12 protein-coding genes are annotated in these 15,422 nt (G+C 75.6%); 2 read left to right on the plus strand and 10 right to left on the minus strand.

Translation table 11 applies throughout. The features are described 5' to 3' along the window. Nucleotides 1-204 precede the first annotated feature (204 nt). From ACFVHB_RS23230 to ACFVHB_RS23275, 10 genes are all read right to left on the minus strand, one after another. A complete protein-coding gene (locus tag ACFVHB_RS23230; protein WP_380325398.1) occupies nucleotides 205-609 on the minus strand; it encodes a globin in 405 nt (134 codons plus the stop codon). A 145-nt stretch (nucleotides 610-754) separates the two neighbouring features. Further along, nucleotides 755-1,924, minus strand: a complete 1,170-nt coding sequence (locus tag ACFVHB_RS23235; protein ID WP_380325401.1) for an ABC transporter permease — start codon at nucleotides 1,922-1,924, stop codon at nucleotides 755-757. Next, the gene (locus ACFVHB_RS23240) at nucleotides 1,921-2,838 is read right to left on the minus strand and encodes an ABC transporter ATP-binding protein (protein ID WP_380325404.1); all 918 of its coding nucleotides are present in this window, start codon (nucleotides 2,836-2,838) and stop codon (nucleotides 1,921-1,923) included. The genes ACFVHB_RS23235 and ACFVHB_RS23240 overlap by 4 nt, the downstream gene beginning before the upstream one ends. A 167-nt stretch (nucleotides 2,839-3,005) precedes the next feature. Beyond that, nucleotides 3,006-4,325, minus strand: a complete 1,320-nt coding sequence (locus ACFVHB_RS23245; protein WP_380325407.1) for an FHA domain-containing protein — start codon at nucleotides 4,323-4,325, stop codon at nucleotides 3,006-3,008. A gap of 73 nt (nucleotides 4,326-4,398) precedes the next feature. Further along, nucleotides 4,399-5,754: a VWA domain-containing protein gene (locus ACFVHB_RS23250; protein ID WP_380325410.1), complete on the minus strand. Its 1,356-nt coding sequence runs from the start codon at nucleotides 5,752-5,754 to the stop codon at nucleotides 4,399-4,401. Nucleotides 5,755-5,846: 92 nt separating this feature from the next. Further along, a complete protein-coding gene (locus tag ACFVHB_RS23255) occupies nucleotides 5,847-7,184 on the minus strand; it encodes a PP2C family protein-serine/threonine phosphatase (RefSeq protein WP_380325413.1) in 1,338 nt (445 codons plus the stop codon). A 3-nt stretch (nucleotides 7,185-7,187) separates the two neighbouring features. Further along, a complete protein-coding gene (locus ACFVHB_RS23260) occupies nucleotides 7,188-9,878 on the minus strand; it encodes a tetratricopeptide repeat protein (RefSeq protein WP_380325416.1) in 2,691 nt (896 codons plus the stop codon). Nucleotides 9,879-9,883: 5 nt separating this feature from the next. Continuing rightward, nucleotides 9,884-11,299, minus strand: coding sequence for a hypothetical protein (locus ACFVHB_RS23265; RefSeq protein WP_380325419.1), 1,416 nt, complete (start codon nucleotides 11,297-11,299; stop codon nucleotides 9,884-9,886). A 175-nt stretch (nucleotides 11,300-11,474) separates the two neighbouring features. Next, nucleotides 11,475-12,434 (minus strand): glutamate ABC transporter substrate-binding protein, encoded by a 960-nt coding sequence (locus ACFVHB_RS23270; protein ID WP_380325422.1) that lies wholly within the window; start codon nucleotides 12,432-12,434, stop codon nucleotides 11,475-11,477. Between the two features lie 12 nt (nucleotides 12,435-12,446). Further along, on the minus strand, nucleotides 12,447-13,769 hold the full coding sequence (locus tag ACFVHB_RS23275; RefSeq protein ID WP_380325425.1) for a hypothetical protein: 1,323 nt from the start codon (nucleotides 13,767-13,769) through the stop codon (nucleotides 12,447-12,449). Between the two features lie 407 nt (nucleotides 13,770-14,176). Here ACFVHB_RS23275 and ACFVHB_RS23280 point away from each other — a divergent pair, with 407 nt between their 5' ends. Together ACFVHB_RS23280 and ACFVHB_RS23285 are read left to right on the plus strand one after the other, a co-directional pair. Next, on the plus strand, nucleotides 14,177-14,752 hold the full coding sequence (locus ACFVHB_RS23280) for a nucleosidase (RefSeq protein WP_380325428.1): 576 nt from the start codon (nucleotides 14,177-14,179) through the stop codon (nucleotides 14,750-14,752). A 41-nt stretch (nucleotides 14,753-14,793) separates the two neighbouring features. Further along, a complete protein-coding gene (locus ACFVHB_RS23285) occupies nucleotides 14,794-15,312 on the plus strand; it encodes a DinB family protein (RefSeq protein ID WP_380325431.1) in 519 nt (172 codons plus the stop codon). The last annotated feature ends 110 nt before the right edge of the window (nucleotides 15,313-15,422 follow it).

Genomic DNA, 15,422 nt, shown 5'->3' on the forward strand with positions numbered 1-15,422 from the left:
CGCAGCCGCAGCGAGAAGGGCATCCGCTGGGGCGGCAGACCCCTCATCGCCGCGTGATCCAGCAACCCGGCGAACCTATCCGGTCACAGCACTAGGGACCGCCCCGCCCCGTACGGCGGAGGTCCGGCCCGGACCGGACGGCCCGATCCGGACGGACTGGCCCCGGACGGCCCGGACGGCCTGCCGGCCGGCTGCCCCGGGAGGTCAGCCCTCGGTGTTGACCATCGAGGCGGCGGCATAGGTGAGGTAGTCCCAGAGCTGCCGCTCGGCGTCGGCCGGCAGGGCCAGCTCCTCCACCGCCACCCGCATGTGCTTCAGCCAGGCGTCGTGCGCCGCGCGGTCCACCCGGAAGGGCACGTGCCGCATCCGCAGCCGCGGGTGGCCGCGGTGCTCGCTGTAGGTGCGCGGGCCGCCCCAGTACTGCATCAGGAACAGCGCGAGGCGCTCCTCGGCGGGGCCGAGGTCCTCCTCGGGGTACATCGGCCGCAGCAACTCGTCCTCGGCGACGCCCTGGTAGAACCGGTGCACCAGTCGCCGGAAGGTCGGCTCGCCGCCGACCTGGTCGAAGAAGGTCTCCTCGCTGAGCGTGCCACGCCGGATCTCGTTCACCCGACCATGGTCGCAGACGGCGCGGGGGCCGTACACCGGGACCTGGGGACCAGGACTCCCGGCGTACGACCCCCGCGGGTGCGCGGCGGCGTGCGGCGTGCGGCGTGCGGCGTGCGTCAGCCGACCGCCGGCCGTTCCGTCGCGGTCACGCGTCGTCCCAGCGGAAGAACCGCCAGGCGATCGCGGTGAAGACGGCGGCGAAGAGCAGCAGCCCGCCCATCGTCGGCAGCGCGTCCATCACGCCGCCGCCCCGGGAGAGCACCGACTGCGCGGCCTTGACCAGGTACCGGAGCGGCAGCGCCTCGGAGATCGCCTTCAGCCAGCCCGGCATGTCGTCGGTGGGGAAGAAGGAGCCGGACAGGAACGACATCGGCAGCACGATGATCTGCGAGATGCCGTTGGCCGCCTCCTCGGTCTTGGCGAGCGCCCCGGCCAGCAGGCCGATCGACATGAAGGCGATGGTCGCGCAGATCACCAGCGGGATGATCAGCCACCAGTCGCCGGTCAGTTTCAGCCCGAAGAACGGGGTGGTGGCGACCACCAGGAAGATCGCGGTCTGGGCCAGGGCGGTGAGCACCGAGACCGCGATCCGGGAGGAGACGATCGCCCCGGCGCTGACCGGGGCCAGCCGCAGCCGGCGCAGCACCAGCTTCTTCCGCCAGGTCACCAGGGTCAGCGAGGCGCTGAACACGGCGCCGGTGGCGACCGCCCAGCCGAGCAGGCCGGGAGTGAGGAACTGGATCGGCTTCAGCGACTCGTCCTCGACCCGGGCGGAGTCCAGCGTGAAGGCCGGCGGCTTGCCGGAAGCGGCCTGGTTGGCCTGCTGGACCACCGAGTTGACGATGCCCTGGACGGACCCGGCGCGGACCTGGTCGGCGGCGCTGAACCGCAGCTCGATCCTCCCGTCCGGGCCCTGCTTGATCAGGGCGTCCACGTCGCCCTTGCGGACCTTCTCCAGCGAGGCGGCCTCGTCGTCGCTGCGGCTGATGGCCAGGACCTTCTCCAGCTCGGCCCGGCCGTCGCCCTGCACCGCGTCCAGCACCTGGACGGCGCCGACCTGCACCACCTTGGCGTGCGGGCTGGTGGCGCCCTTGAGCAGGGTGCCGAACAGCAGCAGGAACATCAGCGGGAAGAGGAGCACGAAGAAGACGGCCGACTTGTCCCGGACGAAGGCGACCAGCATCACCCGGGAGAGGCTGGCGAAGGCGCTGACCCGCTCGCGCTCCGGCTGCCCGACGGGCGCGGTGGGGGCGGTGCCGGGCTTGCGCTGGGACGGCACGGCCGCCGTCCCGCTGCCGGTGTGCTCGGCGCTCATGCGCGGTACTCCCGTCCGGTGAGCTGGAGGAAGACGTCCTCCAGGGTGGCGCCGCGCACCTCGAGGCCGCGCAGCGCGTTCTGCTCGGCCAGCACGGAGAGCACCGGGGCCGGGAGGCGGGTGGCGACGGCGAGCGAGACGCCGTCGTCGTCCACCGAGGTGACCTCGGCACCGGCGGCGGCCAGCAGCTCGCGGGTCCGCTCGGCGGTGAGCAGGCCGGACTCGACGCTGATCCGCACGGTGTCGTCGATCTCGCGGACCAGTGCGGCCGGGGCACCGGTCTTCAGGACCTTGCCGTGGTCCATCACCGAGACGCGGTCGCAGAGCACCTCGGCCTCGTCCAGGTAGTGGGTGGTCAGGACGACCGTGCGGCCCTCGGCGTTGATGGTCCGGAGCAGGTCCCAGAGGTTGCGGCGGGCCTGCGGGTCGAGTCCGGTGGTGGGCTCGTCCAGGAAGACCAGCTCCGGGTCGTGGACCAGCGCGCAGGCGATGGAGAGGCGCTGGGCCTGGCCGCCGGACATCTTGTCGGTCATCACGCCGGCGGACTCGGTCAGGCCGACCCGTTCCAGCATCGCGTCCGCCCGCTTGGGGCCGACGCCGTAGAAGGAGCCGAAGGTGCGGATGGTCTCCCGCGCCGTCAGTTTGTTGAAGAAGGCGGAGGCCTGGAACTGCACGCCGATGCGCGGCAGCAGCTTCGGGTTGCGCGGCCAGGGCGCCATGCCCAGCAGCTCGATCCGGCCCTCGTCGGGCTTGCGGATCCCCTCCAGGATCTCCAGCGTGGTGGTCTTCCCGGCGCCGTTCGGGCCCAGGATCCCGTAAAACTCGCCGGCCTCGACGGTCAGTGACACCCCGTCGACGGCTTGCACGTCCCCGTACCGCTGACGGATCCCGTCGGCGGATATAGCAGCAGTCATGGGGCCTGAGAGTAGGGGCAACGGGCGGTTCCGCGCATGTTTCTGAGCGCGATTTGACGATCACCGCCCCGGAGCGGCGGCCGGGGCCCCGACCGGGGCCGTCGAAGCGGCCGGGCCGGACGGGAGCTGACGCCCCGTCCGGCCCGGTGCCGAGCTCCGGGGACCGCTCAGGCGCGGTGCAGGGTGATGGTGGTCCACGCCCCGATGTGGATCCGGTCGCCGTCGGTCAGCGGGATCGCGGTGTGCGGGGTGATCGGCTCGGCGCCGCCGTTCACCGTGGTTCCGTTGGTGGAGTCCTGGTCGACCAGCACCCAGCTGCCGTCGGACTGCTCGGCGAGCAGCGCGTGCTGGTGCGAGGCGCCCGGGTCCTCCGGCGGGACGGACAGGTCGATCTCCGGCACGGTGCCGCGGTGCTGGCTGCGCCGGCCGATCCGCAGCTGGCCGCGGCCGGTGATCGGGATGCGCCGCTCCGGGCAGTACGGCGGGAAGAACAGGCCCGCCGCCTCCGGGCCGCTGCGGGCCATCATCTCGGTGAAGTAGTCGCGGTCCGCCGCGACCACGGCGATCCAGTTGGCCCGGACCGGCTCCGGCTGCGGGAGGCCCTGGCCGGGTGCGGCCTGGCCCGGCGCCACCGGCTGGGGCTGCTGCGGCTGCTGGGGGACCGGCGGGGCCAGGTTGAACGAGGTGCCGAACTCCCCGCCGCGCCCGGTCGGGCCCGGCTGGGCGTAGACCGGGCCGGAGTCCTCGCGCGGCAGCGGCTCGGGGTACCCGGGCGCGGACTGAGCGGGCGCGGGCTGAGCGGGCCCGGGGTGAGCGGGCTGGGGGTACGCCGGCTCCGGGTACGCGGGCTCCTGGAAGGGCGTCTCCTGGTACGGCGGACCGGCCGGCGCGGCCGGGGGGTAGCCGTAGCCGGACGGCGCGCCGGGCTGGGCCGGCCGCGGCGGGGCCGGGGGCTGGGCGTGCTCCTGCGGGTACGGCTGCGGGGCCTGCGGCTGGGCGGGCGGGGCCGGCGGCTGCGGGCCGCCGTAGGCCGCCGGGATGTTCAGCGGGGGCGGCGCGGGGACGGGCCCGGGCACCGGGGCTCCGGCGGCCGGGGGCTGGCGGCGCGAGGGCGTGGAGAGGTCGTAGTCGTACCCGCACTCCTCGCAGAACCGCCCGGTCTGCGGGCTGCGGCAGATCGGGCAGAGCACCAGGCCCTCGGTGAGGTCCGGGAAGCCCTGGCCGGCCGCCGGCGCCGCCGGTGCGACGGGACCGGGTACCGGGCCGGGCGGCGGCACGGCGGCCGGCGGCACCGGCCCGCCGAACGGCGACCCGCCGTGCGCGCCGTGCCCGTGCGCGCCGTGCGCGCCGTGCGCGCCGGGAGCCCCGGGCGCGCCCGGGAGCGTGCCCGGCGGCGGCGGGACGGGCGACGGTGGTGTCATCGGGAAGCCGCAGAAGTCGCACCAGTCCTCGGCCTGCGACTCATGCCCCCTCGGGCAGATCGGCATCAGGTCCCCCTCAATTCCAGCCAGCTGGGGCAGCGCCCGGCCGGGGCCTCGGCCCGGTCGGCTTCTTCAGCGGTCACTTCTTCACACGGACGGTCTTGGTCGACCGGGTCTCGAGGGTCATCGAGTCGGCCTCGCTCACGTTCTTACGGAACCGAACCGTACCCTCCTTGGGGTCGACCACGTCGACCACCTTCTGCAGCAGTTTGAACGTGCCCTCGTTGCCGGTCGCGTGGGCGATCCGGACGGCGGCGCCGAGCTTGGCGGTCGCGCGGTCCACGTCCCCGGCCCGGTGCGCCTCCAGGCCCTCCTGGATGGACGAGGCCAGCTCGGCCTGCCCGGTGTAGTGGGCGACCTGCGGGCTGATCCGGGTGGACGAGGCGAGGTCGTCGGTCCAGACCGCCTTGACCAGGCCCTGGGAGAGCACCTCGGGCGTGTTGCCGGTCTGCGGCGGCAGCACGAGGCTGACCCGGGCGGCGAGCATCTCGTTGCCGACGGCGGCGGCCGGGACCTCGACGCAGACGTGGTAGTCGCGGCTCTCGTCGCCCCAGGAGCCGGTCGGGTAGTCGCCGGCCCGCGGCCCGGCCTCGGTGCGGCGGGCGGTGAGGTCCTCCACGGCGGGGGCGACCTGCTTGACGAACTTCACCACCGCGTTGGCGGGCGTCCAGATCCGCAGGGCGACGTCGGCGACCTGCTTGCCCATGGCGCCGGCCATCATCGAGCGGAAGTCCTCGGTGAGGCCGGACGGCTCGGCGACGATGTCGACGGTGCCGAGCAGCGCGGAGGAGATCTTCCGCAGCTCGTCCACCCGCCAGTCGGTGCCGACGCCGCGGCAGTCGGCGGTGAAGTGGCCGGTGACCCGCTCGATGGCGCGGTCCAGGTCGGCGGCGGACTCGTGCTCGTTGTTGCCGTCGGTGAGCAGGATGGCGTGCCGGATGGCGATGTCGTGGCGGGTCAGGAAGAGCTTGTCGGCCTTGGCGAGCCAGGTGCCCATCGCGGTGCCGCCGGCCGCGGTGAGGCGGCGCAGCGCCTCCTTGGCCCGGGCGCGGGTGTCGTCCGAGGCGATCGCGAGGGTGCCGTCGCCGGGGTAGACGTCGCGGGCCTCGTGGGTGCCGGCCACCACGGCGAAGGCGACGCCGTCGCGGACGGTGTCGATGGCGGCGGCGGTGGCCTCCCGGGCGCCGCGCATCTTGCTGGCGGGGTAGTCCATCGAACCGGAGCAGTCGACCATGATCACCACGGCGGCGGACTGCGCGTCGGGGCCCTGCGGCCCGGCGTCCGCGACCCCGAGCGGACGGCCGCCGGAGGTGCCGCCACCGGTGGCGGTGACGGTGACGATGGCGTTCACCTCGCGGGCGCCGTCCGCGAGGAACTCGTTCTGGAAGATCTCCACGTCGAACCTGGGCAGGTTCGGCTTAGCCAGTGTTGCCATGGGCCGGTGGCTCCCGTCGGATGGTCGGTTGGTGCGTACGGTCGGTGGGGTGGGCGCCGGTGGGTGGGCGGGCGCGGTTGGGCGCGGGGGCGTCAGCCCACCGGCGGGTGCGGCGGCTGCGGCGGAGCGGCGGGCGGGGCCGGCGGCGCAGGCGGCAGCGGGGCCGCGGGCGAGCCGATCACCGGCAGGTCCGGCAGGGTCGGGTCGTGGTCCTCCTCGTCGGCCGCCCCGGCCGCGTCCGGCCTGACCACCGGCAGGTCGAGCGCGGTGGCGGTGCGCCCGTCCTCGCCCGTGGCGGCGCGCTCGGCGCCGGCCAGCCCGGCGGGCGGGTCGATCGGCAGCACCGCGACGGTGATGTTGTCGTGCCCGCCGGCCGCGACGGCGAACTTCACCAGGGTCTGGGCGGCCGCGAGCGGCTCGGTCCGGGCGTCCGGGCGGACGTAGTACGCCAGGTCGGTGGCGGCCTCGGCGTAGTTCCAGAGGCCGTCGGTGCAGATCAGCAGGACGCCGGGGACGTGCGGGGTGAAGTCCAGGGTGTGCGGGATCACCTCCTCGGCGTCCGCGCCGAGCCAGCCGGTGATGGCGTGGGCGCGCGGGTCCGCGTAGGCCTCGGCCTCGCCCATCAGGCCGGCCTCGACCATCCGGGCGGCCCAGGAGTCGTCCTGGGTGAGCCGGAACGGTTCGGCGGCGACCCGGTCGTCCGGGATCCAGTACGCCCGGGTGTCGCCGACCCAGCCGATGGTGACCCGGCCGCCGGACGCGATCGCGCTGACGTAGGTGCAGGCGGGGGCGTTGACGTCGGGCCGGTGCGGGGAGGAGCCGTCCTCGGCGAGGGCGGCGACGGCGGCGGCCGCGTCGGCGATCGCCCGGCGCATCGCCCCGGCGGGTTCGCGGCCGGCCTCCAGCGCGGTGAGCAGCGACTCCGAGGCGGCGTCCACGGCGGTCTCGGAGGCCTGGTCGGGCCGGTCGGAGGAGGAGACGCCGTCGCAGACCACGGCCACCACGACCGGTTCGCCGCCGGGCAGCGAGGTGGCGGCGACGGTGAAGGAGTCCTCGTTGCGGTGGTGGCGCACGCCGCGGTCGCTGACCCCGGCGACGCCGGCGAGCGACTTCTCCATGTGGTCGCGTGGGCGCGGCTGGGCGCCGCCGCAGGCCTCGCAGTAGCCGTCACCGGCGACCTGCGGCTTGCCGCAGTGCACGCACACCGGGCCGCCCTGGGCGGGGACGGTGGGCACGTTGGGCACGGTCGGCGGGTGCTCCCCGACGGGGGCGGCCGGCGCTCCCGGGGCCCGGCCGGGGGCGGCGGACCAGCTCGCGGGCATCGCGCCCGGGGCCGGCCGGCCGTCCCGGCCGGTCCCGCAGGAGCCGCAATACTTGTCCTCCGGCTCCAGCGGCTCGGCACAGCTCTGGCACACGGTCTGCTGCGGCATTGGTCACACCCACGTCCTGGGACGGGCACGGTTGGCCCGCTCCACCATCTCGATCCTGGTCTCGGCCCGGTCGGCCAACCGGGCGAGTACCCGGTAGGACTGCTCCAGTGCGAACCGCAGTTCCCGTTCGACGGCCGGCCGTCCGAGGACGTCGATCTCGCCGGTCGTCCGGCCGAGCCCGGTCTCGCCCGCCGAGCCCGCCCTGACCCAGTCGAGGGCGGCGGTGAGCACCTCGACGGAGAGCTCCTCGCGGCGGCGGTCGTCGAGGCGGAGCGCGGTCAGCTGCGCGGAGCCGGCGCCGAGGTCGGCGCCGAGCGGGTCGGTGGCGGGCCGTTCGCGCAGCCGGGCCCGGACGGCGGCGATCCGGGCGGCGGTGAACTGGCTGGAGGTGGCCGGCACCGACTCCAGGACGTCGACGGCGCCGGCCCGGTCGTCCACGGCGAGGCGGACCCGGGCCAGCCCGAAGGCGGCGCTCAGGTACGCGTGGTCGGTGCTCCAGACCAGGCGGTAGAACTCGGTCGCGTCGCCGCCGTCGCCGAGGAGTTCGGCGCAGATGGCGAGGGCCAGCTTCGGGGCGCTCTCGCCGGGGAAGGCGTCGTAGACGGCGTCGAAGGCCTCGGCGGCGGCCCGCAGCGCCTGCTGTTCGGGCGTGTCCTCGGCCTCGGCCCCGGCCGGGGCGGCCGGGGCGGTGGCGGTCGGAACGGCCCGGGTGGTGGCGGCGTCCGGGGCGGCCTGGGCACCAGGGGTGGCCGGGGTGTCCGGGCCCGCCTCGGCGCGGTGGGCGGCGGCGCCGACCAGGGCGGTCAGGCCGCGGTACCAGACCACCCGCCAGTCGTCCGGGTGGTTCCGCTGCAGCTCGGTGAGCGCCTCCACGGCGGCGTCGTGGTGCCCGAGTTCGAGGTGGGCGCGCAGCTCGCGCAGCCGGCGCTCGACGGAGTCGGCGGGCGCGCCGGCCAGCGCGGTGAGCGCCTCCTCCGGGTCCGTGGCGAGCAGGGTGGCCAGGAAGCCGGCGTTCGGGTCGGCCGGGTCGACCCGGGGGACGGGCAGCGCCAGCGCGGCGGCGGCCGGGTCGAGCGCGGTGACCCGCAGCTCGCCGGGCCGGACCGGGGGCTGCACCAACTCGGTGTCCACCACGCGCAGTTCCGGGCCGAACAGGGTGGAGAGCGAGGGCCGCGGCCGGCCGTCCTGGAGTGCCAGCACCTCGCGCAGCACGCCGGTGAGCTGGTCGGCCATCTCCTCGGCGGAGGCGAACCGGCGGGCCGGGTCCGGGTCGGTGGCCCGGACCAGGAAGCGGTAGTACGACTCGTACGCGGCGAAGACCGGCACGGACTCCGGGCCGGGCAGCGAGTCGCGGTAGGTGGTGCTGTAGCCCTGGAAGTCGAAGGTGAGCACCGCGAGGGTGCGGGCGACGGTGTAGAGGTCGGAGGCGGGGGAGGGGCCCTCGGCGGCGATCTCCGGTGCCTGGTAGCCGATCGTGCCGTAGATCGGGCCGTCATCGTCGAAGCGGCGGACGGCACCCATGTCGATGATCTTGAGCGTGTCGCCGCTCTGGATCACGTTGTCGATCTTGAAGTCGCAGTAGACCAGGCCCCGGCCGTGCAGGTACCCGAGCGCGGGCAGCGCCTCCAGCGCGTACGCGATGGCCTGCTCCACGGGCAGCGGCTCGCGCCGGCCCTCCGGCGTGCGGCGCTCGTTGGCGATGTCCTTGAGCGACTTGCCGCCGACGTACTCCATCACGATGTAGCCGTCGGTGGAGCCGGTGCGCAGGTCCGGGTGCTCGGCGAAGTTGATGATGCGGACGATGTTCGGGTGGTCCACCTCGGCCAGGAACCGCCGTTCGGCGACGGCCACCGCGAGCGCGTCCTCGTCCCCGGTGTCGAGCAGGCCCTTCAGCACCACCCACTTGTCGTTGACCCGCCGGTCCACCGCCAGGTAGATCCAGCCGAGCCCGCCGTGCGCCAGGCAGCCGACCACCTCGTACTGCCCGCCGACCAGGTCCCCCCGGCGCAGCTTGGGCGTGAACGAGTACGGCGTGCCGCACTTGGTGCAGAAGCCGTCGGGGCGGCCCGGGCGGCCGTTCTTCTCCCGGCCCACCGGGGCGTCGCACTTGGAGCAGAACCGCTTGCGCTCCGGCACCTCCGGGTTCTCCAGCACGGCCTGCGAGGGGTCGGCCGCCGGGACGCTGGGCACCGTCACCAGGCCGGCGCCGAGCCGGCCGCGGGTGCCGGCGCTGTCGGTGCGGCGGCTGCTGACCACCGAGACCGAGCCGCTGCCGGTGCGGGTCGAGCGGTGCGGGCGGGAGCGGCCGGACATCGTGCGGGCCGAGCCGGTGCGGGAGGAGCCGGTGCGCGAGGAGTCGGGGGAGACCCGGGCGGAGGGGACGTACGGCTGGGTGATCCCGGTGTCGGGGCCGGGGGCGGTGAGGCCGCACTCGTCGCAGTAGCCGTCGGGGTCGATGGTGCCGGTGCAGTCGCGCGGGCAGGGGTCGCCGGGGCCCGCGGCCGCTGCGGCGGTCCCGGCCCTGGTGCCGGTGCCGGTGCCGCCGGTGGTGGTGGCGCCGGCACCGGTTCCGGTTCCGCTCCCGGTCCCGGTCGACACCGTGCCCGCCGGTGCGAGCCCGCACTCGTCGCAGTAGCCGTCCGGGTCGATCGTCCCGCTGCCGGTGCACTCCGGCCGTACGCACGCCTCGCCCATGAACCTCAGCCCCCCAGTCCCTGTTGTCCCCGTGCCGCTCCGTCGACCGGCTCCCCGCCGGGCCGCCCGCCGTCCGACTGCCCGTCGTCCGACTGCCCGCCGTCGTGCCCGGCCCCGGCCGGCTCGGCCGGGGCCGGGCGCAGCGACTGCTGGAAGCGCGCCACGGCCGCGGCCGCCGCCCGCAGGTCGCACGGCGCGCTCCACAGCAGCCAGCGCGCCTTCTCGTACCGCTCGATCACTTCCGGGTCCTCGGCGACCCGCAGCCGGGCCGCCATCGCCTTGTACGCGTCCAGCCGCCCGCGCAGTTCGGCCCGGACGGCCAGCGGCTGGGTCACCTCGGTCAGCGACCGGCGGGCCCGGGTCAGCTCCTTGGCGGCCGCGTCCTCCAGCGCGTCGAGCAGCGGTGCCAGCCGGTGCCACTGCCCGCTCTGGCGCAACTCCAGGGCCAGCACGATCCGTTCGCGCAGCGCCGAGGCGGGCCCGGGCACCGCGGGCACCTCGGTGGCGGCTATCTTCGCCAGCACCTCGCCGCGCGCCCGGCGGGCCTCGGCCAGCGTGGCGTCCGCGCGCTGCAGCAGGTCGCCGACGCCCTGCAGCCGCTCCTCGGCGTCGTCGCGCAGCCGCAGCAGGTCCTCCAGCTCCAGCCGGACGCCGTCCAGCGCCCGCCCGGCCCGGTCGAACCGCTCGGTGTCCACCACCCCGGACGGCGTGGCCAGGGCGGTGCCGTCCGGGACGGTGCCGCGCTGGGCGGGGACGCGGGCCGGCCGCCACAGCGCCAGCGGGTCGCTGCGCACCTCGGCCCGCAGCCCGGTCAGGTCGGCCGCCAGCCCGGCCAGGTCGTCGCCGAGCGGGTGCCCGCCCGCGTGCACGCCCAGCGAGCCGGCCAGCGTCTGCACCCGGCCCAGCTCGGCCAGCAGCAGGTCGATCCGGGCGGGCAGCGCGGACCAGACGGCGTCGGCGGCGCAGACCACCTCCAGCACGGTGGCGTACCAGGAGTTCATCCGCTCCATCAGCTCGTCCAGGCTGACCCGCTCGACCAACTTGGCGGGCGCGCCGAGCAGTTGCGGGCCGTCCGGCGCCGCGCCGCCGGGCACGGTGACGGCGTCACCGGTCAGCAGCTCGCTGAGCTCGGCGAGTTCGGCCGAGCCCGGCTTGGCCTTGCGGGCCCGGACCGCGCGGGCCGAGGCCAGCGCCTCCGAGTAGCGGTCGAACAGCGACCAGAGCAGCGGCAGGCCCTGCCCGGCGACGGCCCAGCGCTCCTGGGTGCGCCCGGTCAGCTCGGCGCCGTCGAGCAGCCGCAGGCCCGGGTGGTCCTGGAGCGAGAGCAGTGCCGACTCGACCGCGTCGCGTTCGGCGCCGAGGCGCGCCAGCGCGCGGTCCACCTCCTCCCGGCTCAGTACCGGGCCGGCCGAAGCTGCCAAGGCCGTCTCCCCCTCTTCGTCCTGGTCGTCCTGGTGTCCCCGGGACGGTCGGTCCCGGGTCGATCACCGACCCTAGCCTGCGGTCGCGGGCCCGGACCGGACCCGGTCGTCGAAGTTCCGTCGGGGGCCCGGGCCGCGAGGCCGGTCGCCGGGCGGCGGTTCCCTCCCCGGCCGGTCAATGCGCCGCCGGCCAGTAGTGGTCGGCGTCGTTCAGCAGGTACGGCTTGAGCCAGCGGTCGTACGTGCCGCGCCAGGCGCCGCTCGCGTAGTAGTCGGCGAGCACCTGGTTCACCCGGGCCGTCAGGTCGGGGCTGCTCCTGAGCATCGCGACGCCCATCACGCCCGGCTGGACCTCGCCGTCCACCACCCGGACGGTCTGGTCCTGGGCCGCCTGGCTGGCCGCCAGGACGTCGTCGGTCATGGTCGCCTCGACCTTGCCCAGCTGCATCAGCACCAGGCAGTCCAGGTTGTTCTCCGGCGTGACGAGCTGCTTGACCGGACGGGTCTTCAGCAGGTCGGCGGCCGAGGAACCGGCGGCGGCGCAGACGGTCCGGTCCGTCAGCGCCTCGTCGAGGTTCTTCGCCGGGGACGACTTCGGCACCACCACCCGCTGGGTGATGGTGAAGTACGGCCGGGAGAAGGCCACCTCCTCCATGCGCTTGCAGGTGATCGTCATGGTGCGGACGATCAGGTCGACCTTGCCGTCCTGGATGAACTTGATCCGGTCGGCGGTCGGGACCGACTTGAGGACCACCTTGTCCGGGTCGCCCATGATCGCGGTGCCGATCGCCTTGGCGAGGTCGATGTCGAAGCCCTCCAGCTGACCGGTGTTCGGGTTGCGGGCACCCCAGCGGTAGCTGTTCAGGTCGATGCCGATGACCAGGCTGCGCTTGGCCTTGATGGCCTTCACCGCCGGGCCGTCCTCACCGCTCGGCGGAACGCTCTTGTAGACGTCGCAGGGGCCGTCCTGCTCCTGCCGCTGTTCCTGCTGCCCCGCCCGCGGCGCCGCGGCCGCCCGCTCGGCCGCCGGCAGTACGGCACCCTGCGGGCTTCCCGCGCCGAGCACCGCCGCGCAGGACGCCAGCAGCGCCACGGCCGTCACCGACCGGGCCCGTACGGTCTTGCTGCGCCTCATGTCCGTCCCCCTCTACCGGTACTCGGCCAGTCGCCGGCCGAGGCCGCGGGCCGCCGCGACGGCCGCCACCAGGGCCAGCACCGCGACCGCCACGGCGGCGGTGCGCAGGTCCCCGTCGGTGCCACCGGCGGCCCGCTCGAACTGCTTCAGCTCGGCCCCGGCGGCCTGCGCCAGCCGCTGGTCGGTGGCGTTGAACGAGGCGTCGGCGGTCTTCGCCGCGTCCGCCGCGTTGGCGGTCACGGTGGCGTCCACCGCGCCCTGGTAGTCCCCGTCGACGCTCTCCAGCCTGCTCGCGGCCGCGTGCTGCTCGCTCCAGTGCCGGTACTGCTGCCCGGCCTCGGTGATGGCCGCCCGGGCGTCGGCCGGGGCCAGCCGTTCGGCGTCGGCCAGGCTGCCGGTCGGCTCGCCCCGGGGGCCCGTGCCGGACAGGCGCCCGGTGGTCTTCGCCCAGAGGTCGGCGTACTGGGCGCTGGAGCCGCGGGCGACGTAGTGCAGGTTCTCCGCCAGCCGGGCCGTCAGCACGTCCACCCGGGCCGCGTTGAGCGCGCGCAGCGGCGCGGCGCCCTTCCGCTCGCTCTCCTCCAGCGCGCCGCGCGCCCCCAGCCCCGCGACGGTCAGCCAGAGCACCCCGGCCAGCACGGCGGCGGTCGCGCCCAGCAGCCCCACGTTGAACACCCGGTTGGTCCGGCGGAACAGCACCACCTGGACCCAGCCCAGCACCGCGAGCGCCAGCACGCCCAGCCCGTACGCGGCCCACGGCACCGCCCGGGCCGCGGCGTAGTCGTCCGCCAGCTCCCGGTTCTCGGCGGCGGTGAGCTGGGCGGCGGCCGGCAGCAGGACGGTGCGCATCTGGTCCGAGGCGTAGCGCAGGTAGGCGCCGCCGAGCGGGTAGCCCTGCCGGTTGTTCGCCCGCGCGTTCTCCACCAGGCCGGCGTAGACCGGCACCTGCTGGTTGAGGGCGGCGAGCCAGCCCTGGGCGGGGGAGGAGGCGGTGGTCCGCGCGGCCGCCTCGGCGATCAGCCGGGACGCGGTCGCGAGGTCCTGCTCGTAGCGGTCGCGGACGGCCTTCGGCTCGGCGCCGGCCAGCAGGAAGCCGGTGGCCGCCGTGGTGTCCGCGTCGGCCAGCGCGCGGTTGATGTCGGCGGCCGCCTGGCTCAGCGGCTGGCTGTACGAGACCACCCGCTGCGCGGCCTGCGCCCGGGACTCCACCTGCCAGGCCGTGAGCGCGCCGAACGCGACGGTGACCACCGCCACCAGCGCACCGGCCAGCCGCAGCCGGCCCGGTGCCGTCCGGGTGGCCCGGGCGAGCCTGGCCGGCAGGCCCGGCCCCCTCACCGCGGCTCCGCCGCCGGGCCGTGCCGGCGCCCCCACGCCCGGCCGCTCCGTTCGTACCGGTGTCGCCACCTGCCCCACCCTCCCCTGTGGCCCGGCCCGTCGTCCCGGGCCCGGCCGTTGCCAGCAGTATGGCCGTCGCTCCCCGCGGCCACACCCGACTTGCGCCGATGTTGAGCATCGCCGAGTGCCGTGGCGGGCACCGGTTCCGAACCTGGTTGCGAGAGTGCCGGGGCCTGTCCGCCGATCAGGCCGGGCCGGCCGTCCCGGGTGCGGGGCGGGCGGCGAACGGGTCGACGCGGGATGCACCCTATGCGGTTCCGCGGACCCCCGGAGGGGAGGGGTCCGCTTGTGGGGGCTCGGGGTCGTCGGGCCGCCGGCCGGGCAGCCGCCGTCCGTACCATGGCGGTATGCGCCTGATGGGAACGATCTCCGCCGACCGCCCGCTCGTCGTCGTCGCCGTCCGGGAGGAGGCCGCCTACCTCGGCGACCGGCTGCCGGTGCTGCTCACCGGGATCGGGAAGGTCAACTCCGCCGCCGCGCTGGCGACCGTGCTGGCGCGGGGCGCGCACCCCTCCGAGGTGCTCAACCTCGGCACCGCCGGCGCGCTGCGGCCCGGCTGGGAGGGCACCCACACGGTCACCCAGGTGATCCAGCACGACCTCGACAGCCCGGCCCTGTTCGAACTCACCGGCCGCACCTACGGCGCGCCGCTGGTGGTCGGCAAGGGGGAGGGCCCGATCCTGGCCACCGGTGACCTCTTCGTCTCCTCGGCCGCCGCCCGCGACCGGCTGGCCGAGCACGCCGACCTGGTCGACATGGAGGGCTACGCCGTCGCCTCCGTCGCCCACCGGGCCGGGGTGCCGGTCCGGCTGGTCAAGCACGTCAGCGACGAGGCCGGCGACGGTGCCGTGCACACCTGGCGGGAGGCCGTCGACGACTGCGCCCGCCACCTCGCCGACTGGCTGCACGGCCAGGGGTGGTGACGCCTCGTCAGGGTTGACGCCGTCGTCCTAGGGTGGCGGGCGTGACCGAGAACTCCGCCGCGCGCAAGCGCTCCGACGTCCGCCCGCCCGGCCTCGACGCCGACGAGCCGACCACCCTGCTGACCTTCCTCGACTACCTGCGCGAGGCGGTGATCCGCAAGACCGACGGCCTCTCCGACGAGGACGCCCGCCGCCCCGGCGTCGCCTCCGGCACCAGCCTGCTCTGGCTGGTCCGTCACCTCACCGCGGTCGAACTCAACTGGTTCCTCTGGGCCTACCGCGGCGACGACGTCGAGCCCTGGGACGACGACGCGCCCTCACCGGGCGACGAGACGGTGGCCGGGTCGGTCGCCGCCTACCGGGCGGCGATCGCCCGGGCCAACGAGGTCATCACCGCCGCGGCCGGCCACCTGGACCGCCCCGGCGTCCGCTCGCTGCGGCCCGACGGCGAAGCGCCGTCGATGCGCTGGCTGCTGGTCCACATGATCGAGGAGACCGGCCGGCACGCCGGCCACGCCGACATCATCCGCGAGCAGCTGGACGGCGGGGTCGGGCGGTAGGCGGCCTCCGCCGGGCTCCCCCGCTGCGGCTCCCCCGCCGGGAGGGCGCCGGCGTCCGGCGGGGGCGTGGCGTGCGGGCGGCGTCCGGCGCGGGCGTGGCGTGCGGGCGG

This window comes from Kitasatospora sp. NPDC127111, assembly GCF_042677465.1.
Lineage (GTDB): Bacteria > Actinomycetota > Actinomycetes > Streptomycetales > Streptomycetaceae > Kitasatospora.

Bases quoted from the DNA above. Each gene is read 5' to 3' on its own strand.
- ACFVHB_RS23235 (WP_380325401.1), bottom strand. From the start codon at position 1,924: ATGAGCGCCGAGCACACCGGCAGCGGGACGGCGGCCGTGCCGTCCCAG.
- ACFVHB_RS23240 (WP_380325404.1), bottom strand. From the start codon at position 2,838: ATGACTGCTGCTATATCCGCCGACGGGATCCGTCAGCGGTACGGGGAC.
- ACFVHB_RS23245 (WP_380325407.1), bottom strand. From the start codon at position 4,325: ATGCCGATCTGCCCGAGGGGGCATGAGTCGCAGGCCGAGGACTGGTGC.
- ACFVHB_RS23250 (WP_380325410.1), bottom strand. From the start codon at position 5,754: ATGGCAACACTGGCTAAGCCGAACCTGCCCAGGTTCGACGTGGAGATC.
- ACFVHB_RS23255 (WP_380325413.1), bottom strand. From the start codon at position 7,184: ATGCCGCAGCAGACCGTGTGCCAGAGCTGTGCCGAGCCGCTGGAGCCG.
- ACFVHB_RS23260 (WP_380325416.1), bottom strand. From the start codon at position 9,878: ATGGGCGAGGCGTGCGTACGGCCGGAGTGCACCGGCAGCGGGACGATC.
- ACFVHB_RS23270 (WP_380325422.1), bottom strand. From the start codon at position 12,434: ATGAGGCGCAGCAAGACCGTACGGGCCCGGTCGGTGACGGCCGTGGCG.
- ACFVHB_RS23280 (WP_380325428.1), top strand. From the start codon at position 14,177: ATGCGCCTGATGGGAACGATCTCCGCCGACCGCCCGCTCGTCGTCGTC.